We start from the raw sequence: 21,396 nt of genomic DNA, 5'->3' as shown, positions 1-21,396 counted from the left end.
GCGCCGCCAGCTTGAGTACAAGCAGCTCTGGCGTGGCGGTCAGGTGCTTGCTGTTCCGCCAGCGTACACAAGCCAGCGTTGCGCGTGCTGTGGTCATACAGCGAAAGAAAACCGCCTGTCACAAAGTAAATTCAGATGCCAGGTATGTGGATATACAGCGAACGCCGATGTAAATGGCGCTCGTAACATTTTAGCGGCGGGGCACGCCGTTCTTGCCTGTGGAGGATGTCAACAAACAGGTTGAATTAACTCCGCGCCCTGGTTTTTGACATTACCTACCGCGCGCGATACCGGGTGCCAGGTGAACTGGTTTGCTGGCACACAGCCGTTGGTAGCAATTTCTGATGCTTCTTTACCGCTAATCTCTTGCCGCATCCATTCCTGTGCAGCTTCTGGCGACAGTACCAGCGGGCGGCGGTCATGAATATCTACCAGACCCTGGTCTGCTGCTGCAGTGACAATTAAAAATCCTTCGGCTTCGTCACCACGCTCAAACGGTGTGCTACCTATCGCGGCCATAAAAACAGGTTTTCCGTCAGCGCGATAGATAAAATAAGGCTGTTTTTTGTCGCCTTCTTTTTTCCACTCAAACCAGCCATCGGCAAAACAGATTGCCCGACCATGTTGCCAGAGCGGTTTAAACATACGACTGGTGGCCGCAGTTTCTACGCGGGCGTTAATCAGCGGCGGTTTATCCCACCATCCGGGAGCATATCCCCAGAAAACCGGATCCAGATGAAGGTGTTCATCACGTTCACTGAGCAGAAGAACTTTGGTTCCCGGCGCGACGTTGTATCTGCCAATGGGTTCGGGATCGTAGGGAATATCGCGTTCAATATCTTCCGCGAGAAGCGCAAGGTAATCTTCACGCGTTTGGGATTGGGCAAAGCGTCCACACATAGCAACCTCCTGAGATCATACTGAAAAGAATAGGAGAGGGGGCGGGTAAAATCTATGTGATACAGAGGTAACGATGTTCCCGCTGTTGGCCACAGCGGGAATGAGGGATTACTTCTGAATTAAATAACGAATGGTTGGCCCGTCTTGCTGAATATCCAGCACCGTATAGCCGTGATTACGCGCATCCAGTGGAATATTATTGATCGACTGCGGACAGTCGCTCACCACTTCCAGGATCTCACCTTTTTTTAACTGCGGCATCGCCTCAAGGGTTGCGACTGCCGGATAAGGGCAGGGTTCACCCACCATATCAAGACGGTAATCAGGAATGATATTTTTCATGCGATCTCCTTAGCAGTCTGCGGTGCCGCACGGCGGAAGAAGCGTTTTTCCCAGCCGATAATCAACATCAGCGCAGTAAACAACAGCAAATATGTCACCAGCAGGCCACCCATCGGGCCAAAGGTTTTCAGCAGGTTGATTTTGTCCCAGTCGGTGGCCAGCGCCGGAGCGAAATCATCCCAGTAATACGCCAGAATCGTCGAGCCGATCACATTGCCCAGACCGACCCACCAGTAGTGCACCTGGCCTTCTACCGCGCGGTACATCCAGCCGGTTTCGCAGCCGCCTGCCAGCACGATGCCAAAACCAAACAGTAAACCACCAATTACCGCGTTTGGTCCCGCCCACATGATTTTGGGTTCAACGCCTAACTGTACGTAACTGAAGATCCCGATGGCACTCACCGCCATACCGATAATGATTGCTTTCGCCATATGGGTACGTCCGGTGATCCACATATCGCGGAACGCCGAAGTAAAGCAGATTTGCGCACGTTCAATCAGTAAACCAAAGCCGACGCCAAACAGCATTGCCAGCCCCAGTTTTGGTTGGTTCATCGCCGTGAGCAGCGCCCAGCCCAGCATACCGAAAAAGACCAGCATCCCGAGACGAAAACGACGCCGCGCCTGATCCGGTTTTTGCGTCAGCGGTGAGGCGGCAGAAACTTTCTGCATTTTCACGGGAATACGGAAGATGGGCAGCAGGGTAAAGCGTGCGCCAAACCATGAACCAATGGCAGTGGCGATGGCAAAGAACCAGGCATGCAGCGAGAACTGAGGAATACCGGTAAAGAACGCCGCCAGGTTACAGCCCATTGCCAGACGCGCGCCAAAACCAGCGATAATACCGCCAATAATGGCCTGCATAATGCGGATACGGCTGCGTGGCATGCGCAGTTTGACATTGTTGGCCCACAGCGCTGCGGCAAAGCAGCCGCCAAACATGCCGAGGATCATCATCCCGTCGATGCGGGTTAATGGCGATCCTTCCAGATGGATAATTTTAAAATAACCCCACTCTTCAGCATGGACGCCAAACAGCTGCAGGAGCTGGCCGCCCCAACGGGTAAATTCACCCGTGACAGCCCAAAAGGTGCCAGTAATGCCAAAATAGTAAGTGGAGAGAATACCCGCCGCGATGACCGCAGGGATGGGTGCCCAGAATTTAATCAACCAGGCGTGTTTGAATTGCTGCCATGACATGAATGTAGCCTCTGAACTCAGAAGGTTTGAAACAAGAGTCGCGAATCATACATCATGCAAATTTATTTTCGGGGTAATAATTCACAAAAATAATAGTTAGATCAAATTTCTCTCTGAACCTGGAAAGGCTGGCGACATCAGGGCTTTAATGCCACAATCCTCTTTTCTTCTCATGCAGGACGAATGATGAAAAAACTCGCAATTGCAGGCGCGCTCATGTTGCTGGCGGGCTGTGCCGAAGTCGAAAACTATAACAATGTCGTGAAAACCCCCGCGCCGGACTGGCTGGCGGGCTACTGGCAGACCAAAGGGCCGCAACGTGCGCTGGTCAGTCCGGAAGCGATAGGCAGCCTGATTGTCACTAAAGAGGGCGATACCCTGGATTGCCGTCAGTGGCAGCGGGTGATTGCCGTGCCGGGCAAGTTGACATTGATGTCAGATGATCTCACTAACGTTACCGTAAAACGTGAGCTGTACGAGGTTAAGCGTGACGGTAACACCATTGAGTACGATGGTATGACGATGGAGCGTGTGGATCGCCCGACGGCAGAGTGTGCCGCCGCGCTGGATAAAGCGCCGTTACCGACGCCACTGCCGTAATGAAATCTCCCCGGCTTGCCGCCGGGGATGAATTTAAATCACCTCTTCGATAACCCACACGCTGACGCTGCCGCCGTTGCAAAAGAAGGTCGCTTCGCCGTTTTCGTCGGTTACTACGCTCTCTTGCCGGTTCCCCAGAAAATCACGCCAGGTTTTATTGCCGTAATTCTCTCCCAGATGAATGGTTTTTTCGCCATCATCCCCGTTCGACATGACCACCACGCAGCCGGGATATTCGTCGGTGCCACTGCGGCTAAAGGCAATGCAGTTCGGATGGTCGAAAAATAACGTCTGTACACCGTGGGCGAAACGCTGACGGGCGAGAATTAACTCATCAAGCTGTTCGATTATTGGCATATCTATTGGATAGGTTTGCCCGTCACCACCGACATCTTCGTAATGCGCACCGTAGAGGTCCGGATAGAACACCGAAGGAACGCCATTTTCCCGCAACAAAATTAGAGCATACGCCAGCGGTTTAAACCACGGTTCGACCGGCGCTTCGAGGGCTTGCAACGGTTGGGTGTCGTGATTGGCAACGAGCGTCACGGCGTGGAAAGGATCGGCTTCCACTAATGTACCCGTGAAAATCTGCGTCATGTCGTAGTCGCGCCCCATGCGCGATGCTTCATGGAATTTCATCTGCAGCGGCGCATCAAACAGCATGGTTTTGCCTTCCACCTGATCAATATACGTTTGCAGCTTATCAACTTCATGCGACCAGTATTCCGCCACAATAAACAGCGGCTTTGGCGCAACTTCTTGTACGTGTTCGATCCACTCTTTATAAAACCATGCCGGTATATGTTTGACCGCATCAAGACGAAAACCGTCGCATTGCGTTTGTTCCATCACCCAGCGCGCCCAGTATTTAATCTCTTCCGTCACGGCATGATTGCGGAAATCGATATTCTCGCCCATCAGATAATCGAAATTACCTAATTCATCATCAACCTGATCGTTCCAGCCTTCGCCGGTGTAGTCGTTAACAATTTTAAATATGCCATCTTCATCAGGGTTTTCGATATGGTCGATACCGCTAAAACATTTGAAATCCCAGATAAACTGCGAGTATTGCCCGGCACGAGCGGGGAAGGTGTAACGCGTCCAGCCTTCACACTCAATGATTTCTTCGTCAATTTGCGTACGGTCATCAGCATTTACACGCTGCACGCGAATAGCTTCTTTTTCATCCGCGCCCATTTTGTGGTTGACTACCACGTCCAACAGCACCGCAATGTCATTACGTTTCAGAGCATCAATGGCGGCCAGCAGTTGTGCTTTATCGCCATATTTAGTGGGGATGCTGCCTTTCTGATCAAACTCGCCTAAATCAAATAAATCATAGGAGTCGTAGCCGACCGAATACCCGCCCGATGCGCCTTTATAGGCGGGCGGCAACCAGACCATATTGATACCAATATCATTAAAACCGTCGGCGCGCTCGGCCAGTTCAGGCCAGAGCTTACCGCCTTCCGGGTAATACCAGTGAAAACATTGTAACAGCGTGGGATTACGCATTCTTCGACTCCATTCAAGGGGAACATTAGAAGCGTAGCCGTAATCGGATTATTCGCGAGCCATCGACTCATTCAGATTCAAAAGAGGTTATCCTGCGGAGCCAGCACAAAGCCGCCCTGATCGCCATAGGCACTTAACACCGATTTTTGCACCGATGACTGACCGACCAGTTTCGCCAGTTCATCCATCCGAATCTGTAATAACTGCTTTACCTTGCTTTCGTTGTCGAGAATCAGGCGCAGCATCGGGCGGAGCTGCTCCTGCATCGTGGTGGACGGGTCAATCTCTTCAGTCAAATGTGCAATCTCCTGCACCGCATTAACATACGCCATTTCGCTGGCGATGAGTTCGTCCCATTGTTCTTCCGTTGCCAGGCGTAACATGAGCTGGCTTTTTTCGACGAGTTGTTGCCAGGCGAAATACAAATGCGGTGCGTGGTTCATCAGACTGGGTCCTGAATCAAAGAAGGGGAGAGTAACGACTCTTTCCAGGCATCGGCAATATTGCGCATTAATGCTTCCACTTCTTCGACTGCGGAGACATCGTTGCGTAAATTGGCTTGCAGCAAGCGCCTGACCATATAGCTATAAAGAGCAATCAAGTTTTGGGTTAGTTCGTCTTTGCTCTCTTCATCAAGACTCACCCGCAGTCCGTTCTCAATGATGTTGATCGCTTTTGACAAAGAGACGCCTTTGCCTTGCTGATTGTTGTCCTGCATAAACAGGCGCGCTCTAACCAGTGCGCTCAGCACTCCATCAAATAGCATGGTGACCAGCTGCTGCTGGCTGGCGCTCATTACGGCGCTTTCGACGCCAATTTGTGCATAGGCTTTTGAGCCGCTCGCGGTATACATGCTGACCTCCGTGATCAGGAATTACTCATTGCAGTAAATTGTTGGCTGAGATAGGTACTGGTGTTATTCAGTTTGCTCATCATGGTATCTAATTGCGTAAACTGTGCAGTGTAACGCGCCACGGTGTCATCAATGCTGGCACTGACGGATAGATACTGTTTGGTCAGTTTTTTCAGTGTGGCGTTAATACTGTCCTGTGCGCTATCAATAATGCCATCATCGGCAAGGTAACCTTTTACCTCGGTGGCAATTTTGGTGGTAATTCCTGTTTCTTTACCATCGCCTACCAGCAATTCACGTACGGATGCTGTATTTTCATTCAGGACTTTTTTGAGTTTATCATCATCAATTTTCAGCTTACCCGTCGTGCCGTCCTGCTTAATCCCGATCTCGTTTAATGTTTTGAAGGCACTGTCGCTGGCACCGTTTGCAAATTGTGCGCGGATGCCGCTTTGAATTGTACGTACAACGCTGTCTCCGAGAAGTGCACCATTATTTTTATCTTGTGCTTCAGCACCTGGGTCTACTTCTTTATATTTTGTCAGGGTGTTAAAGGTGTCAATGAGGGAGTTATATGAATCCACCCAGCCTTTAATTGCTTCGGTTGCTTTATCGTTGCTTTTTGTCACCGTGACCCGGACGTCAGTGACTTTTTTGGTCAAATCGAGAGTCACTCCCTGAGGAGCATCGGTAATTTTGTTACTTGAACGTTCAATATCGATACCGTTAACGTTTAGCTGTGCATTTTGCGCGTTAACCAGTTCCTTCATATTCCCGGTGTTGGTCTTGCTGTCATAAGCCAGCAGATCATTTAATTTACTGTCACCCTCAACAGATATGGTCATTTTATTGGCCAGACCTTCACTGGCGGTCAATACCAATTGATAGTTACCATCTTTGACTTTAACGATACTAGCGGAAATTCCACTATCGGCATCGTTAATGGCTTTGCTGATCTCATCCAATGACGTCTGATCTTTATTGAGCTTGATTTCCAGCGGCTCTTTACGACCGTCTTGGGTAATTTTTATTGTGCGTGTATCTGATGACTCATCACCCAGTGCATCTTTTGTTGATGCAATGATTGTCGGGGAATCAGTTCGTAAAGATTGCGCCTGCGCCAGTTGGGTTACGCTGATGGTATAGATACCGGGAGCAGCACCTGCTTCGGTGGAAACTTTAAGGTCTTCATTGCTACTGGTAACGGTAGTGCTTTTGAACAGATCGGCTTTATTTAACGCAGTATTTGCAGTCTGGAATTTTTCTAATGCACTTTTTAATGTGCCATAGGCTGTCAGACGTGCGGTATTGTCACTCTGTTGCTGAGTAATTGGGTTTAAGCGTTTTTTTTCAGCGATGGTCAGGTTGTTTAGCAATGTATCCAGCGGCAGATTCGAACCAACGCCAAGAGATGTAAATGAAGCCATACCTAATTCCTTTTGATTGCAAACAGTAGATAAGCGGGTTATCGGCAATTTGTGCGCAAAGTTTAATAGTTGATTCACGAAGATGATGCGCAGAGTAGAGTTGTATATTACGGATATTTCAGCCGTTAAGAAAAAACAGGAGAGAAACTAAAATTTTCTAAAGTTCGAAATTCAGGTGCCGATACAAGGGGTACGGTGAGAAACCGTGGGCAACAGCCCAATAACATCAAGTTGTAATTGATAAGGAAAAGATCATGGCACAAGTCATTAATACAAACAGCCTGTCGCTGTTGACCCAGAATAACCTGAACAAATCTCAGTCTTCTCTGAGCTCCGCCATTGAACGTCTCTCTTCTGGCCTGCGTATTAACAGTGCTAAAGATGACGCAGCAGGTCAGGCGATTGCTAACCGTTTTACAGCAAATATTAAAGGTCTGACTCAGGCTTCCCGTAACGCGAATGATGGTATTTCTGTTGCGCAGACCACTGAAGGTGCGCTTTCTGAAATCAACAATAACTTACAGCGTATTCGTGAATTGTCAGTACAGGCCACTAATGGTACAAACTCTGACTCCGACCTGAATTCAATTCAGGATGAAATTACACAACGCCTTAGTGAAATTGATCGTGTTTCTAACCAGACACAATTTAATGGTGTAAAAGTTCTGGCTTCTGATCAGACTATGAAAATTCAAGTAGGTGCGAACGATGGTGAAACCATTGAGATTGCCCTTGATAAAATTGATGCTAAAACCTTGGGGCTTGATAACTTTAGCGTAGCACCAGGAAAAGTTCCAATGTCCTCTGCGGTTGCACTTAAGAGCGAAGCCGCTCCTGACTTAACTAAGGTAAATGCAACTGATGGTAGTGTGGGAGGTGCTAAAGCATTCGGTAGCAATTATAAAAATGCTGATGTTGAAACTTATTTTGGTACCGGTAATGTACAAGATACAAAGGATACAACCGGTGCTGCAGGAACAAAAGTTTATCAAGTACAGGTGGAAGGGCAGACTTATTTTGTTGGTCAAGATAATAATACCAACACGAACGGTTTTACATTATTGAAACAAAACTCTACAGGTTATGAAAAAGTTCAGGTGGGTGGTAAGGATGTTCAGTTAGCAAACTTTGGTGGTCGTGTAACTGCATTTGTTGAAGATAATGGTTCTGCCACATCAGTTGATTTAGCTGCGGGTAAAATGGGTAAAGCATTAGCTTATAATGATGCACCAATGTCTGTTTATTTTGGGGGAAAAAACCTAGATGTCCACCAAGTACAAGATACCCAAGGGAATCCTGTACCTAATTCATTTGCTGCTAAAACATCAGACGGCACCTACATTGCAGTAAATGTAGATGCCGCTACAGGTAACACGTCTGTTATTACTGATCCTAATGGTAAGGCAGTTGAATGGGCAGTAAAAAATGATGGTTCTGCACAGGCAATTATGCGTGAAGATGATAAGGTTTATACAGCCAATATCACGAATAAGACGGCAACCAAAGGTGCTGAACTCAGTGCCTCAGATTTGAAAGCCTTAGCAACCACAAATCCATTATCCAAATTAGACGAAGCTTTGGCAAAAGTTGATAAGTTGCGCAGTTCTTTGGGTGCAGTACAAAACCGTTTCGACTCTGCCATCACCAACCTTGGCAACACCGTAAACAACCTGTCTTCTGCCCGTAGCCGTATAGAAGATGCTGACTACGCAACCGAAGTGTCTAACATGTCTCGTGCGCAGATCCTGCAACAAGCGGGTACCTCTGTTCTGGCACAGGCTAACCAGACCACGCAGAACGTACTGTCTCTGCTGCGTTAATTTACACTTATCGCTCAAACCCCGCCACCGGCGGGGTTTTTTCTGCATGGAATTTACCGGTAACCCCCAAATAACCCCTCATTTCACCCACTAATCGTCCGATTAAAAACCCTGCAGAAACGGATAATCATGCCGATAACTCATATAACGCAGGGCTGTTTATCGTGAATTCACTCTATACCGCTGAAGGTGTAATGGATAAACACTCGCTGTGGCAGCGTTATGTCCCGCTGGTGCGTCACGAAGCATTGCGCCTGCAGGTTCGACTGCCCGCGAGCGTGGAACTTGACGATCTGCTACAGGCGGGCGGCATTGGGTTACTTAATGCCGTCGAACGTTATGACGCCCTACAAGGAACGGCATTTACAACTTACGCAGTGCAGCGTATCCGTGGCGCTATGCTGGATGAACTTCGCAGCCGTGACTGGGTGCCGCGCAGCGTGCGACGCAACGCGCGTGAAGTGGCACAGGCAATAGGGCAACTGGAGCAGGAACTTGGCCGCAACGCCACGGAAACTGAGGTAGCGGAACGTTTAGGGATCGATATTGCCGATTATCGCCAAATGTTGCTCGACACCAATAACAGCCAGCTCTTCTCCTACGATGAGTGGCGCGAAGAGCACGGCGATAGCATCGAACTGGTTACTGATGATCATCAGCGAGAAAACCCGCTACAACAACTGCTGGACAGTAATCTGCGCCAGCGGGTGATGGAAGCTATCGAAACGTTGCCGGAGCGCGAAAAACTGGTATTAACCCTCTATTACCAGGAAGAGCTGAATCTCAAAGAGATTGGCGCGGTGCTGGAGGTCGGGGAATCGCGGGTCAGTCAGTTACACAGCCAGGCCATTAAACGGTTACGCACTAAACTGGGTAAGTTATAACGTCAGTAAATGCCGCACTTTAATTTTGACTACCAGGAGTTCTTAATGATGGTGCAGCACCTGAAAAGACGGCCATTAAGCCGCTATCTTAAAGACTTTAAACACAGCCAGACTCATTGCGCGCATTGCCGTAAATTACTCGATCGCATTACCCTCGTTCGCGACGGCAAAATAGTGAATAAAATCGAGATTTCCCGCCTGGACGCGCTGCTTGATGAAAATGGCTGGCAAACGGAACAAAAATCATGGGCGGCATTGTGCCGATTTTGCGGTGATTTACATTGCAAAACGCAGAGTGATTTTTTCGATATTATCGGCTTTAAGCAATTTCTTTTTGAGCAAACTGAAATGAGCCCAGGTACGGTGCGTGAATATGTCGTTCGTTTGCGCCGTTTGGGGAATCATCTACACGAGCAAAATATTTCCCTCGATCCGCTGCAGGACGGTTTCCTTGATGAAATCCTCGCCCCGTGGCTGCCCACCACCAGCACCAACAATTACCGCATCGCATTACGGAAGTATCAACACTATCAGCGCCAAACCTGTACCGGACTTGTGCAGAAATCCTCCAGCCTGCCTGCTTCTGATATATATTAAATAAGAATAAGATGTAGCGGAGTTGTTTTTGTGTTTACAAACAATGGATCTACACTGCAAACAGACATAACAACATTCGGGGTGAATATGAAATTAGCACATCTGGGACGTCAGGCATTGATGGGTGTGATGGCCGTAGCGCTGGTTGCGGGCATGAGCGTTAAAAGTTTTGCAGATGAAGGTCTGCTTAATAAAGTTAAAGAGCGCGGCACGCTGCTGGTAGGGCTGGAAGGCACTTATCCGCCGTTCAGTTTTCAGGGGGATGACGGCAAATTAACCGGTTTTGAAGTGGAATTTGCCCAACAGCTGGCAAAACATCTTGGCGTTGAGGCGTCACTAAAACCGACCAAATGGGACGGTATGCTGGCGTCGCTGGACTCTAAACGCATTGATGTGGTGATTAATCAGGTCACCATTTCTGACGAGCGCAAGAAAAAATACGATTTCTCTACCCCTTACACCATTTCCGGTATTCAGGCGCTGGTGAAAAAAGGTAACGAAGGCACCATTAAAACGGCTGCTGATCTGAAAGGCAAAAAAGTGGGTGTCGGTCTGGGCACCAACTATGAAGAGTGGCTGCGTCAGAATGTTCAGGGCGTCGATGTGCGTACCTATGATGATGACCCGACCAAATATCAGGATCTGCGCGTAGGCCGTATCGATGCGATCCTCGTTGACCGTCTGGCGGCGCTGGATCTGGTGAAGAAAACCAACGATACGCTGGCAGTAACCGGTGAAGCATTCTCCCGTCAGGAGTCTGGCGTGGCGCTGAGTAAAGGAAATGAAGACCTGCTGAAAGCAGTGAATGATGCAATTGCGGAAATGCAAAAAGACGGCACTCTGCAAGCTCTTTCTGAAAAATGGTTTGGTGCTGATGTGACCAAATAATCAGCATAATGACAAAAAAGGGCGCTTTCACTAGCGCCTTTTTTATTTACGCGTTTTCAGCGTGCATAATAAGAAAATCACAACAACACACATCGGAGGCTGTTATGCCACTGCATAATTTAACCCGTTTTCCACGGTTGGAGTTTATCGGCGCGCCAACGCCGCTCGAATATCTGCCGCGCTTTTCTGATTATCTTGGACGGGAAATTTTCATCAAACGGGATGACGTAACCCCCATGGCAATGGGCGGCAATAAATTACGTAAGCTGGAATTTCTCGCGGCAGATGCTCTGCGCGAAGGTGCCGATACGCTGATTACTGCCGGCGCGATCCAGTCTAACCATGTGCGCCAGACTGCCGCAGTTGCGGCGAAACTCGGTCTGCACTGCGTGGCGCTGCTGGAAAATCCTATTAGCACAACCGCAGAAAACTATTTAACCAACGGCAATCGTTTGTTGCTGGATCTGTTCAATACCCAGATTGAAATGTGCGACGCACTGACCGATCCCAATGCCCAACTGGAAGAGCTGGCGACGCGAGTCGAAGCACAAGGCTTTCGCCCGTATGTCATTCCGGTTGGCGGTTCTAATGCTCTGGGCGCGCTGGGTTATGTGGAGAGTGCGCTGGAAATCGCGCAACAGTGTGAAGGGGCGGTTAATATTTCGTCGGTGGTGGTCGCATCGGGCAGTGCCGGAACTCACGCCGGATTGGCTGTTGGGCTGGAACACCTGATGCCTGAAAGCGAACTGATTGGCGTGACCGTGTCGCGTTCCGTTGCCGATCAATTGCCGAAAGTGGTTAACCTACAACAGGCGATTGCGAAAGAACTGGAGCTGACCGCATCAGCGGAAATTTTACTCTGGGATGACTATTTTGCACCTGGCTACGGCGTGCCGAACGACGAAGGCATGGAAGCAGTGAAATTGCTGGCGCGTCTGGAAGGCATTCTGCTTGATCCTGTGTATACCGGAAAAGCGATGGCGGGGCTGATTGACGGTATCAGTCAGAAACGCTTCAAAGATGAAGGGCCGATTCTGTTTATTCATACCGGCGGCGCGCCTGCGCTGTTCGCCTATCATCCCCACGTTTAGCTCCGGGAACGCTCATGCAAGAAAGTATACAACTGGTTATTGATTCCTTGCCGTTCCTGTTGAAAGGGGCTGGGTATACCCTGCAACTCAGTATCGGCGGCATGTTTTTTGGCTTACTACTCGGGTTTATTCTCGCGCTGATGCGCCTGTCGCCAATCTGGCCCGTGCGCTGGCTGGCGCGTTTTTATATCTCTATTTTTCGTGGTACGCCGCTCATCGCACAACTGTTTATGATCTATTACGGCCTGCCGCAGTTTGGTATCGAATTAGATCCCATTCCGTCAGCAATGATTGGTCTGTCGCTGAACACTGCCGCCTATGCCGCCGAAACGCTGCGCGCCGCCATTTCTTCTATTGATAAAGGTCAGTGGGAAGCCGCTGCCAGTATTGGTATGACGCCGTGGCAGACCATGCGTCGCGCGATTTTGCCACAGGCGGCGCGGGTGGCGTTGCCGCCGCTGTCGAACAGCTTTATCAGTCTGGTAAAAGATACGTCGCTGGCCGCGACAATCCAGGTGCCGGAGCTGTTCCGCCAGGCGCAGTTGATTACCTCGCGCACGCTGGAGGTGTTCACCATGTACCTGGCGGCTTCGCTCATCTACTGGATCATGGCGACAGTATTATCGACGTTGCAGAACCATTTTGAGAATCAACTTAATCGCCAGGAGAGAGAACCAAAATGAGTGCCATTGAAGTTAAGAACCTGGTGAAAAAATTTCACGGTCAGACGGTGCTGCACGGTATCGACCTCGAGGTAAAGCCTGGCGAAGTGGTGGCAATTATCGGTCCGAGTGGTTCCGGCAAAACCACGTTGCTACGCAGCATAAATCTGCTGGAACAACCGGAAGCGGGAACGATCACCGTTGGCGATATCACTATTGATACTGCACGTTCATTAAGTCAGCAAAAATCGCTGATTCGCCAGTTGCGTCAGCACGTCGGGTTTGTCTTCCAGAACTTTAATTTGTTTCCGCATCGTACGGTGCTGGAAAACATTATTGAAGGGCCGGTGATCGTCAAAGGCGAACCGAAAGAAGAGGCCACGGCGCGCGCTCGCGAGCTGCTGGCGAAAGTTGGGCTGGCCGGTAAAGAAACCAGCTATCCACGTCGTTTGTCTGGCGGTCAACAGCAGCGTGTTGCGATTGCGCGTGCGCTGGCAATGCGTCCTGAGGTGATTTTGTTTGACGAGCCAACGTCAGCGCTGGATCCAGAGCTGGTGGGCGAAGTCCTGAACACAATCCGCCAGCTGGCGCAGGAAAAGCGCACGATGGTGATTGTGACGCACGAAATGAGCTTTGCCCGGGATGTTGCGGACCGGGCGATTTTTATGGACCAGGGGCGGATAGTCGAGCAGGGGGCAGCAAAAGCGTTATTTGCTGATCCCCAGCAGCCTCGCACCCGCCAGTTCCTTGAGAAGTTTCTGCTGCAATAATAAGAAAAAATCAGCCCCGACGATTCACCTGTCGGGGCGGGACGCCATTTCAAGCGTGATAAAACTGCTTAACAAATCAGCATAACTCATTAATAACATAAGAGAATGCGATGGCTTGCAAAAGTAATTCATTGCCTGAATAATATAAATTATATATAAATCTTATTTATGTGATAGTTTGAATTATCATTATAAATGATACTCACTCTCAGGGGCGTTGCGGTTTACTATGCAGGATACGGATTTTTTCAGCTGGCGTCGCACGATGCTGTTGCGTTTTCAGAGGATGGAGGCCGCAGAAGAGGTCTACCATGAAATAGAGCTTCAGGCTCAGCAGCTGGAGTACGATTACTATTCGTTATGTGTTCGCCACCCGGTACCATTCACGCGACCTAAAGTGGCTTTCTACACCAATTACCCTGAGTCGTGGGTTAGTTATTATCAGGCAAAAAATTTTCTCGCAATTGATCCTGTGCTGAACCCTGAAAACTTTAGGCAGGGCCATTTAATGTGGAATGATGACTTATTCAGCGAAGCACAGCCATTATGGGAAGCCGCGCACGCACATGGTTTACGCCGCGGTGTCACTCAGTATTTAATGCTGCCAAATCGGGCGCTGGGCTTTTTGTCCTTTTCCCGTTGCAGCACGCGCGAAATACCCATTCTTAGTGATGAACTGCAATTAAAAATGCAGTTACTGGTGCGCGAAAGTCTGATGGCTCTGATGCGTTTAAATGATGAAATAGTGATGACGCCAGAGATGAATTTCAGCAAGCGCGAAAAAGAAATTCTGAAATGGACGGCGGAAGGGAAGACATCAGCAGAGATAGCGATGATTTTGTCAATCTCTGAGAATACGGTCAATTTCCATCAGAAAAACATGCAGAAAAAAATCAATGCACCAAATAAGACCCAGGTGGCCTGTTACGCGGCCGCTACTGGCTTAATTTGATCGCTTTTCTTTCTGCGTGCCAGATGCAAAAACCGGCTGAAAGGCACGCTCTCAGCCGGTTTTATATTACTGACGGTAGGCTTGTTTAATTTGCTTAACCGTTTTGGAAAATACTGCAGCCTGGGTTTCGTCTTCGATCAGCGCAAGCTGTTTTTCCATCTTTAACATCACGCGGCCCGCGTCAGCTTGTCCCATCGCCTGCAGCATCAGCGTCAGCATCGCTTTCAGGCAGGAGACTTCATTTGCCAGTTCTTGATTATTCTCGGCAGTAGAAAAATCAGGCGTACTCATTTATTTTCCTCGTCATGTTGCAATGAAAATTTGCGGTGAAAAATGTTAAGGCGGCGGAGTATACCATAAGCTTTGCTAAAAATAGCAGTGGTTGTTTTTTGAGCGTATCGTCAACGGTGCTATTAAATGCGTTAATATAATGACCAATAAATATTTTTATCATGAATGTTTTTTGCCCGTATTGTTCGGGTTAATTAATGTTACATATTCAGCGGGCTGATTTTCATTTTTGCTGAATAAAGGTAATTTTTGTCACATTTCGTCGCAGGGCTTACTGTGAAACGATCCGGTAAGCCGTTGGTGACGGGCGTGACCATAACTATGGACAATCGAATTGACAAAAACGAGAGAAAAATCGAATACCCACCATTTTTAACGTTTCAAAGTTGCAATAAAAACCGCTAATATACGAATGACTAACTATCAGTAGCGTTATCCCTATTTCTGGAGATATTCCTTTGATCAACGTTCTACTTGTTGATGACCACGAACTGGTGCGCGCAGGGATACGACGCATTCTGGAAGATATAAAGGGTATAAAAGTCGTCGGTGAGGCATCGTGCGGTGAAGACGCCGTTAAGTGGTGTCGGGCAAATGCCGTTGACGTGGTGCTAATGGACATGAGTATGCCGGGCATTGGCGGTCTTGAGGCGACGCGTAAAATCGCGCGTTCCACAGCTGATGTCAAAATCATCATGCTTACCGTCCATACAGAAAACCCTTTACCAGCGAAAGTCATGCAGGCCGGTGCTGCGGGCTACCTCAGCAAAGGCGCGGCTCCGCAGGAAGTCGTGAGTGCGATTCGTTCTGTCTATTCAGGGCAGCGTTACATTGCTTCTGACATCGCTCAACAAATGGCGTTAAGCCAGATCGAACCAGAAAAAACAGAAAGCCCATTTGCCAGTTTGTCTGAACGTGAATTGCAGATTATGCTGATGATCACCAAGGGCCAGAAGGTCAATGAGATCTCAGAACAGCTCAATCTCAGTCCGAAAACGGTGAACAGCTACCGCTATCGTATGTTCAGTAAACTAAACATTCATGGCGATGTTGAGCTGACTCACCTGGCAATTCGCCATGGTCTGTGTAATGCGGAGACATTATCAAGTCAGTGAGTGATCAGTTTGACGCAAAAGCGTTTTTAAAAACCGTAACCAGCCAGCCAGGCGTTTATCGCATGTACGATGCTGGTGGTACGGTTATCTATGTCGGCAAAGCGAAAGACCTGAAAAAACGGCTTTCCAGCTATTTCCGTAGCAACCTCGCTTCGCGCAAAACCGAAGCGCTGGTCGCCCAGATCCAGCAAATTGATGTAACGGTTACTCATACAGAAACCGAAGCGCTGTTGCTGGAACACAACTACATCAAACTCTATCAGCCGCGTTACAACGTTTTGCTACGCGATGATAAATCTTATCCTTTTATCTTCCTGAGTGGCGATACCCACCCGCGTCTGGCGATGCATCGTGGTGCGAAGCATGCCAAAGGTGAATATTTCGGCCCGTTCCCGAATGGCTATGCCGTACGTGAAACACTGGCGTTACTGCAAAAGATATTCCCCATTCGCCAGTGCGAAAATAGTGTTTATCGCAATCGCTCGCGTCCGTGTCTGCAATATCAGATAGGGCGCTGTCTGGGGCCGTGCGTTGAAGGACTGGTGAGTGAAGAAGAATACGCTCAGCAGGTCGAGTATGTGCGCCTGTTTTTGTCTGGCAAAGATGATCAGGTGCTTACGCAACTCATTAGCCGTATGGAAACTGCCAGCCAGAATCTGGAGTTTGAAGAAGCGGCACGTATTCGCGACCAAATTCAGGCGGTGCGACGCGTCACCGAAAAACAGTTTGTGTCCAATACCGGCGACGACCTTGACGTTATTGGTGTGGCGTTCGATGCGGGCATGGCTTGTGTCCACGTATTGTTCATTCGTCAGGGTAAAGTGCTCGGCAGCCGCAGCTATTTCCCGAAAGTGCCGGGCGGTACGGAACTGAGCGAGGTGGTGGAAACCTTCGTAGGTCAGTTCTATTTACAAGGCAGCCAGATGCGCACCTTACCGGGTGAGATCCTGCTCGATTTTAATCTTAGCGATAAAACGCTGCTCGCCGATTCCCTTTCAGAACTGGCGGGACGCAAGATTAATGTTCAAACCAAACCTCGCGGCGATCGGGCGCGTTATCTGAAACTCGCGCGCACCAATGCGGCGACGGCCTTAACCAGCAAACTTTCGCAGCAATCTACCGTTCACCAGCGACTGACCGCGCTTGCCAGCGTGTTGAAATTGCCGGAAGTAAAGCGGATGGAGTGCTTTGACATCAGCCATACCATGGGTGAACAAACCGTCGCCTCCTGTGTGGTATTTGATGCTAACGGCCCGCTGCGTGCGGAGTATCGGCGCTATAACATTACTGGCATCACGCCGGGCGATGATTATGCGGCGATGAATCAGGTGCTGCGTCGGCGTTATGGTAAAGCCATCGACGACAGTAAGATCCCGGATGTGATACTTATCGACGGCGGCAAAGGCCAGCTTGCGCAGGCGAAAAATGTCTTCGCCGAACTGGATGTCTCATGGGATAAAAATCATCCGCTGCTACTTGGCGTTGCCAAAGGAGTAGATCGTAAGGCTGGGCTGGAAACGCTGTTCTTTGAGCCGGAAGGTGAGGGATTCAGTTTGCCGCCAGATTCTCCCGCGCTGCATGTTATCCAGCATATTCGCGATGAATCACACGATCACGCGATTGGCGGGCACCGTAAAAAACGGGCGAAGGTCAAAAATACCAGTTCCCTGGAAACCATTGAAGGCGTCGGGCCAAAACGCCGGCAAATGTTGTTGAAATATATGGGCGGTTTGCAAGGTTTACGTAACGCCAGCGTCGAGGAAATTGCAAAAGTGCCGGGTATTTCGCAAGGTCTGGCAGAAAAGATCTTCTGGTCGTTGAAACATTGATGTCTCTGTAGCAACATAGGGGTAATCTTACTGACAACAGATAGTTACCCGTCATTATGCAATTTAATATCCCTACGTTGCTTACACTGTTCCGTGTCATCCTTATCCCATTCTTTGTATTGGTCTTTTATCTGCCTGTCACCTGGTCGCCGTTTGCCGCCGCGCTCATTTTCTGCGTCGCGGCGGTGACTGACTGGTTCGATGGTTTTCTGGCACGCCGCTGGAACCAGAGTACCCGGTTTGGTGCTTTCCTTGACCCTGTGGCAGATAAAGTTCTCGTGGCTATCGCCATGGTGCTGGTAACCGAGCATTATCACAGCTGGTGGGTGACATTACCGGCGGCAACGATGATCGCCCGTGAAATTATTATTTCTGCGCTACGCGAATGGATGGCGGAGTTGGGTAAACGCAGTAGCGTGGCCGTCTCCTGGATTGGGAAAGTGAAAACCACTGCCCAGATGGTGGCGTTGGCATGGCTGCTGTGGCGTCCGAACATTTGGGTTGAGTACGCCGGTATTGCACTTTTCTTTGTGGCTGCGGTACTGACTCTGTGGTCAATGTTGCAATATTTGAGCGCTGCGCGTGCAGATTTGCTTGATCAGTGATCGTTTCGGCGTAATTTTCAGCAAACGATCAAAAGTGGTGAAAAATATCGTTGACTCATCGCGCCAGGTAAGTAGAATGCAACGCATCGAACGGCGGCACTGATTGCCAGACGATAATAAAATCAAGTGATTAACTGATTGCTTGATGAATGCGGGAATAGCTCAGTTGGTAGAGCACGACCTTGCCAAGGTCGGGGTCGCGAGTTCGAGTCTCGTTTCCCGCTCCAGTTTAAAAGACATCGGCGTCAAGCGGATGTCTGGCTGAAAGGCCTGAAGAATTTGGCGCGTTAACAAAGCGGTTATGTAGCGGATTGCAAATCCGTCTAGTCCGGTTCGACTCCGGAACGCGCCTCCACTTTCTTCCCGAGCCCGGATGGTGGAATCGGTAGACACAAGGGATTTAAAATCCCTCGGCGTTCGCGCTGTGCGGGTTCAAGTCCCGCTCCGGGTACCATGGGAAAGATAAGAATAAAATCAAAGCAATAAGCAGTGTCGTGAAACCACCTTCGGGTGGTTTTTTTGTGCCTGCAACTTGTCGTTACACCCTCCTTAATTTTTAATCACCGGCAAAGCCACTCAAAAAGTATCTCTGATACGGACCGGCATGTAAGATAGGTGCTGGCGAGTTGAGATCCACAAGGAAAAGCGTATGAAAACGGGACCGTTAAACGAAAGTGAGTTGGAATGGCTGGACGATATTCTGACCAAATACAACACTGACCACGCCATCCTTGATGTGGCGGAGCTGGACGGTTTATTGACGGCGGTGTTGAGTTCTCCGCAAGAGATTGAACCGGAACAGTGGCTGGTTGCCGTGTGGGGTGGGGCTGACTATGTGCCGCGCTGGGCGTCAGAGAAAGAGATGACGCGCTTTATGAACCTGGCCTTTCAACATATGGCCGATACCGCAGAGCGTCTGAACGAATTCCCGGAGCAGTTTGAGCCGTTATTCGGCTTGCGAGAAGTCGATGGCAGCGAGCTGACGATTGTTGAGGAGTGGTGCTTTGGCTATATGCGGGGCGTGGCACTTTCTGACTGGTCAACGTTGCCCGATTCGTTAAAACCAGCGCTGGAGGCGATTGCGCTGCACGGTACTGAGGAAAACTTCGAGCGGGTAGAGAAGATGTCGCCAGAAGCGTTTGAAGAGAGCGTAGATGCCATTCGACTGGCGGCGCTTGATCTACATGCGTACTGGATGGCGCATCCGCAGGAAAAAGCTGTTCAGCAACCGATCAAAGCAGAAGAGAAACCGGGGCGTAACGATCCTTGCCCGTGCGGTAGTGGTAAGAAATTTAAGCAGTGCTGCCTGCATTAAGAGGTCAAATTGGGTGTCAGCGTTAATTCTGGCACCCAATAAGGAATTTGAGGCTATCTGATCACCCCACTTCTGGTAACAACCCTGCCGCAATCAAAAATTGCACGCCAATCACAGCAATACCACAGAGAAACACCACCACCAGCGCCGGACGACCACCTTTGACCCGGTAACCCGCCTGAGGATTGTGCTTTCTGCTTTGCCAGGTCAACAGCGAAGGGATAATCAATGCCAGTACCGCCAGCGCCACACCGGCGTAACCCAGCGCCATCACAAATCCTCGTGGATAAAACAGTGCAAACGCCAACGGCGGCAGAAACGTAATTGCACCAGTTTGCAACCGTCCACCAACGGTATTTGAACGCTGAAATAAATCAGCCAGATAATCAAATAAGCCTAACGCAACGCCGAGAAATGACGTGGCGAGGGCTAAATCAGCAAATAAATGCACTGCCAGCTCAACATGCGGAGAGGCCACCATTTCGCGTAACGCCTGTAACAGCCCGTTTAATCCGGCATGATTAGCCAGCAATCCCATAAAGGTTGTTGAATCAATGCTGCCAAGCGTCGCCACCTGCCAGAAAATATATGCCACCAGGGGGATCGCACTACCGATTATAAACACCCAGCGTAGCTTACGAATGTTGCCATCCATATAGCTGACAATACTCGGCACGCTACCGTGAAAACCAAACGACGTAAAAATCACCGGGATTGCAGACAGAGCCAGCCCCTGTTGCAACGGCAGGGTTAAAAGATTCACTTTGTGAATATGCGGCAGCAGTAGTACCAGCATTACCACCAGAAAAATAATCTTGGCGCTGAACAGAAAACGGTTAAATAAATCGACCAGTGAAGTTCCGACACAAACCACGCCACCGGCAACAAAAGTGAACAACAGCACGCCAGCGGTTGCCGACATAGAAATACCTGTCCAGTCGCTGATGCTGGAGGCCAACAATTCACCGGCACCGCTGATGTATGCCGCAGTCAGAGCATACATTAAGAACATCATACTGAAGCCCGTCAGCCATTGACCGTAGCGTCCCAGATAGCGTTTTGCCAGCGTGCCAAGACCGGTATCTGCCGGAACATGCTGGTACACCTCCAGCAGTAATAGCGCCGTGTAGCACATCAACGCCCAAAGCCCAATCAACAAGATTAACGTGACGCTAAAACCAACACCTGCCGCAGCCAGCGGCATTGCCAGCATGCCTGCGCCAATTGTGGTTCCCGCCACGATAAAAACACTTCCCAGGGTTCTGTTTTTCACGCTTTCTTCTGTCCTGACGATCTTTATGAGTGATATCTGCGGCGCAGGTTAAGGCATAACGGCTGCTTCGTCAAACCGACGTTACATATGGTGTAAATATAAATGTACAATAAAAGCATTCAGTCCTGCGCTGGCGCAAAGTCTTCATAAGCGGTAATCGCTACGCTAGGCTTTTTTTTGAGGAGGAACGATGGACTCTATTCACGGTCATGAAGTGTTAAATATGATGATTGAATCAGGCGAGCAATATACGCATGCCAGTCTGGAAGCTGCGATTAAAGCGCGTTTTGGTGAACAGGCACGTTTTCACACCTGCTCGGCAGAAGGGATGACTGCGGGAGAGCTGGTAGCGTTTCTGGCAGCAAAAGGCAAATTTATACCTTCGGAAGACGGTTTTTCGACCGATCAGAGTAAGATTTGCCGTCACTGATTTGAAACGGCGGCAGTAAACCTGCCGCC

26 protein-coding genes and 3 tRNA genes are annotated in these 21,396 nt (G+C 49.4%); 18 read left to right on the top strand and 11 right to left on the bottom strand.

Features of this window, described 5'->3' with window-relative positions; translation table 11 throughout:
* The coding region (locus ACJHW7_RS20660) for an RNA-guided endonuclease InsQ/TnpB family protein (RefSeq protein ID WP_202836983.1) at positions 1–244 on the top strand (244 nt) is incomplete at its 5' end.
* Here the strand turns inward: ACJHW7_RS20660 and ACJHW7_RS20655 are convergent.
* From ACJHW7_RS20655 to yedE, 3 genes are all read right to left on the bottom strand, one after another.
* Positions 229–900, bottom strand: a complete 672-nt coding sequence (locus tag ACJHW7_RS20655; RefSeq protein WP_000334585.1) for an SOS response-associated peptidase — start codon at positions 898–900, stop codon at positions 229–231. The genes ACJHW7_RS20660 and ACJHW7_RS20655 overlap by 16 nt on opposite strands.
* A 108-nt stretch (positions 901–1,008) precedes the next feature.
* Positions 1,009–1,242, bottom strand: coding sequence for a sulfurtransferase-like selenium metabolism protein YedF (gene yedF, locus ACJHW7_RS20650; protein ID WP_000789493.1), 234 nt, complete (start codon positions 1,240–1,242; stop codon positions 1,009–1,011).
* Positions 1,239–2,444, bottom strand: a complete 1,206-nt coding sequence (gene yedE, locus ACJHW7_RS20645; RefSeq protein ID WP_000118901.1) for a selenium metabolism membrane protein YedE/FdhT — start codon at positions 2,442–2,444, stop codon at positions 1,239–1,241. Before yedE ends, yedF begins: the two co-directional genes overlap by 4 nt.
* 186 nt (positions 2,445–2,630) lie before the next feature.
* On the opposite strand from yedE, the gene yedD reads away from it, so the two are divergent.
* Positions 2,631–3,044 carry a lipoprotein YedD gene (gene yedD, locus ACJHW7_RS20640; RefSeq protein ID WP_032197940.1) on the top strand — a complete coding sequence of 138 codons (414 nt, stop codon included), beginning with the start codon at positions 2,631–2,633 and terminating at the stop codon, positions 3,042–3,044.
* Positions 3,045–3,077: 33 nt separating this feature from the next.
* Here the strand turns inward: yedD and amyA are convergent, their stop codons facing one another.
* The 4 genes from amyA to fliD all read right to left on the bottom strand — a co-directional run bounded on the left by amyA (position 3,078) and on the right by fliD (position 6,845).
* Positions 3,078–4,565, bottom strand: coding sequence for an alpha-amylase (amyA, locus tag ACJHW7_RS20635; protein ID WP_001245699.1), 1,488 nt, complete (start codon positions 4,563–4,565; stop codon positions 3,078–3,080).
* Between the two features lie 77 nt (positions 4,566–4,642).
* On the bottom strand, positions 4,643–5,008 hold the full coding sequence (gene fliT, locus ACJHW7_RS20630) for a flagella biosynthesis regulatory protein FliT (protein WP_001015023.1): 366 nt from the start codon (positions 5,006–5,008) through the stop codon (positions 4,643–4,645).
* Positions 5,008–5,418, bottom strand: coding sequence for a flagellar export chaperone FliS (gene fliS, locus ACJHW7_RS20625; RefSeq protein ID WP_000287768.1), 411 nt, complete (start codon positions 5,416–5,418; stop codon positions 5,008–5,010). The genes fliT and fliS overlap by 1 nt, the downstream gene beginning before the upstream one ends.
* A gap of 14 nt (positions 5,419–5,432) precedes the next feature.
* Positions 5,433–6,845, bottom strand: coding sequence for a flagellar filament capping protein FliD (gene fliD, locus ACJHW7_RS20620; protein WP_000146099.1), 1,413 nt, complete (start codon positions 6,843–6,845; stop codon positions 5,433–5,435).
* A gap of 254 nt (positions 6,846–7,099) precedes the next feature.
* Here fliD and ACJHW7_RS20615 point away from each other — a divergent pair, with 254 nt between their 5' ends.
* The 8 genes from ACJHW7_RS20615 (at position 7,100) to sdiA (ending at position 14,509) form a co-directional block, all read left to right on the top strand.
* Positions 7,100–8,665: a flagellin gene (locus ACJHW7_RS20615; RefSeq protein ID WP_040234762.1), complete on the top strand. Its 1,566-nt coding sequence runs from the start codon at positions 7,100–7,102 to the stop codon at positions 8,663–8,665.
* 164 nt (positions 8,666–8,829) lie between these two features.
* The gene (gene fliA, locus ACJHW7_RS20610; RefSeq protein WP_001087467.1) at positions 8,830–9,549 is read left to right on the top strand and encodes an RNA polymerase sigma factor FliA; all 720 of its coding nucleotides are present in this window, start codon (positions 8,830–8,832) and stop codon (positions 9,547–9,549) included.
* 45 nt (positions 9,550–9,594) lie between these two features.
* Positions 9,595–10,146, top strand: coding sequence for a flagella biosynthesis regulatory protein FliZ (gene fliZ, locus ACJHW7_RS20605; protein ID WP_001317902.1), 552 nt, complete (start codon positions 9,595–9,597; stop codon positions 10,144–10,146).
* A gap of 87 nt (positions 10,147–10,233) precedes the next feature.
* On the top strand, positions 10,234–11,034 hold the full coding sequence (gene tcyJ / locus ACJHW7_RS20600; protein WP_040234760.1) for a cystine ABC transporter substrate-binding protein: 801 nt from the start codon (positions 10,234–10,236) through the stop codon (positions 11,032–11,034).
* A gap of 104 nt (positions 11,035–11,138) precedes the next feature.
* Complete coding sequence (gene dcyD, locus ACJHW7_RS20595; RefSeq protein ID WP_001128242.1) at positions 11,139–12,125, top strand: D-cysteine desulfhydrase; 987 nt, start codon at positions 11,139–11,141, stop codon at positions 12,123–12,125.
* Between the two features lie 14 nt (positions 12,126–12,139).
* The gene (gene tcyL / locus ACJHW7_RS20590; RefSeq protein WP_001158220.1) at positions 12,140–12,808 is read left to right on the top strand and encodes a cystine ABC transporter permease; all 669 of its coding nucleotides are present in this window, start codon (positions 12,140–12,142) and stop codon (positions 12,806–12,808) included.
* A complete protein-coding gene (tcyN, locus tag ACJHW7_RS20585) occupies positions 12,805–13,557 on the top strand; it encodes an L-cystine ABC transporter ATP-binding protein TcyN (RefSeq protein WP_001272994.1) in 753 nt (250 codons plus the stop codon). Before tcyL ends, tcyN begins: the two co-directional genes overlap by 4 nt.
* 229 nt (positions 13,558–13,786) lie before the next feature.
* Positions 13,787–14,509 (top strand): transcriptional regulator SdiA, encoded by a 723-nt coding sequence (gene sdiA / locus ACJHW7_RS20580; protein WP_040234759.1) that lies wholly within the window; start codon positions 13,787–13,789, stop codon positions 14,507–14,509.
* A 66-nt stretch (positions 14,510–14,575) separates the two neighbouring features.
* On the opposite strand, the gene yecF is transcribed toward sdiA, so the two are convergent.
* The 3 genes from yecF to ACJHW7_RS20565 are packed head-to-tail and all read right to left on the bottom strand — an operon-like array spanning position 14,576 to position 15,117.
* Complete coding sequence (gene yecF, locus ACJHW7_RS20575; RefSeq protein WP_000106474.1) at positions 14,576–14,800, bottom strand: DUF2594 family protein YecF; 225 nt, start codon at positions 14,798–14,800, stop codon at positions 14,576–14,578.
* Positions 14,787–14,963: a protein YecU gene (yecU, locus tag ACJHW7_RS20570; RefSeq protein ID WP_000590344.1), complete on the bottom strand. Its 177-nt coding sequence runs from the start codon at positions 14,961–14,963 to the stop codon at positions 14,787–14,789. Before yecU ends, yecF begins: the two co-directional genes overlap by 14 nt.
* 37 nt (positions 14,964–15,000) lie before the next feature.
* Entirely contained in the window at positions 15,001–15,117 is a 117-nt protein-coding gene (locus tag ACJHW7_RS20565) for a hypothetical protein (protein WP_001302039.1), read from the bottom strand.
* 141 nt (positions 15,118–15,258) lie between these two features.
* Between ACJHW7_RS20565 and uvrY the strand changes: the two genes are divergently transcribed.
* The 7 genes from uvrY (at position 15,259) to yecA (ending at position 19,664) form a co-directional block, all read left to right on the top strand.
* Positions 15,259–15,915, top strand: a complete 657-nt coding sequence (gene uvrY, locus ACJHW7_RS20560) for a UvrY/SirA/GacA family response regulator transcription factor (RefSeq protein ID WP_000611328.1) — start codon at positions 15,259–15,261, stop codon at positions 15,913–15,915.
* Positions 15,912–17,744, top strand: coding sequence for an excinuclease ABC subunit UvrC (gene uvrC, locus ACJHW7_RS20555; protein ID WP_001283424.1), 1,833 nt, complete (start codon positions 15,912–15,914; stop codon positions 17,742–17,744). Before uvrY ends, uvrC begins: the two co-directional genes overlap by 4 nt.
* 56 nt (positions 17,745–17,800) lie before the next feature.
* Positions 17,801–18,349 (top strand): CDP-diacylglycerol--glycerol-3-phosphate 3-phosphatidyltransferase, encoded by a 549-nt coding sequence (pgsA, locus tag ACJHW7_RS20550; protein WP_001160187.1) that lies wholly within the window; start codon positions 17,801–17,803, stop codon positions 18,347–18,349.
* A gap of 151 nt (positions 18,350–18,500) precedes the next feature.
* A tRNA-Gly gene (locus ACJHW7_RS20545) sits at positions 18,501–18,576 on the top strand.
* Between the two features lie 54 nt (positions 18,577–18,630).
* Positions 18,631–18,704: transfer RNA gene (locus ACJHW7_RS20540), tRNA-Cys, on the top strand.
* A gap of 12 nt (positions 18,705–18,716) precedes the next feature.
* A tRNA-Leu gene (locus ACJHW7_RS20535) sits at positions 18,717–18,803 on the top strand.
* Positions 18,804–18,998: 195 nt separating this feature from the next.
* Complete coding sequence (yecA, locus tag ACJHW7_RS20530) at positions 18,999–19,664, top strand: UPF0149 family protein YecA (RefSeq protein ID WP_000847902.1); 666 nt, start codon at positions 18,999–19,001, stop codon at positions 19,662–19,664.
* Between the two features lie 61 nt (positions 19,665–19,725).
* On the opposite strand, the gene tyrP is transcribed toward yecA, so the two are convergent.
* Positions 19,726–20,937: a tyrosine transporter TyrP gene (tyrP, locus tag ACJHW7_RS20525; RefSeq protein WP_000797560.1), complete on the bottom strand. Its 1,212-nt coding sequence runs from the start codon at positions 20,935–20,937 to the stop codon at positions 19,726–19,728.
* Between the two features lie 190 nt (positions 20,938–21,127).
* Between tyrP and ACJHW7_RS20520 the strand changes: the two genes are divergently transcribed.
* Positions 21,128–21,367: a YecH family metal-binding protein gene (locus ACJHW7_RS20520; protein ID WP_000377223.1), complete on the top strand. Its 240-nt coding sequence runs from the start codon at positions 21,128–21,130 to the stop codon at positions 21,365–21,367.
* Positions 21,368–21,396 lie beyond the last annotated feature (29 nt).

It is taken from the genome of Escherichia sp. WS1152 (assembly GCF_046487665.1).
Lineage (GTDB): Bacteria > Pseudomonadota > Gammaproteobacteria > Enterobacterales > Enterobacteriaceae > Escherichia > Escherichia coli.
This window is presented reverse-complemented; position numbering and strand designations above follow the sequence as displayed.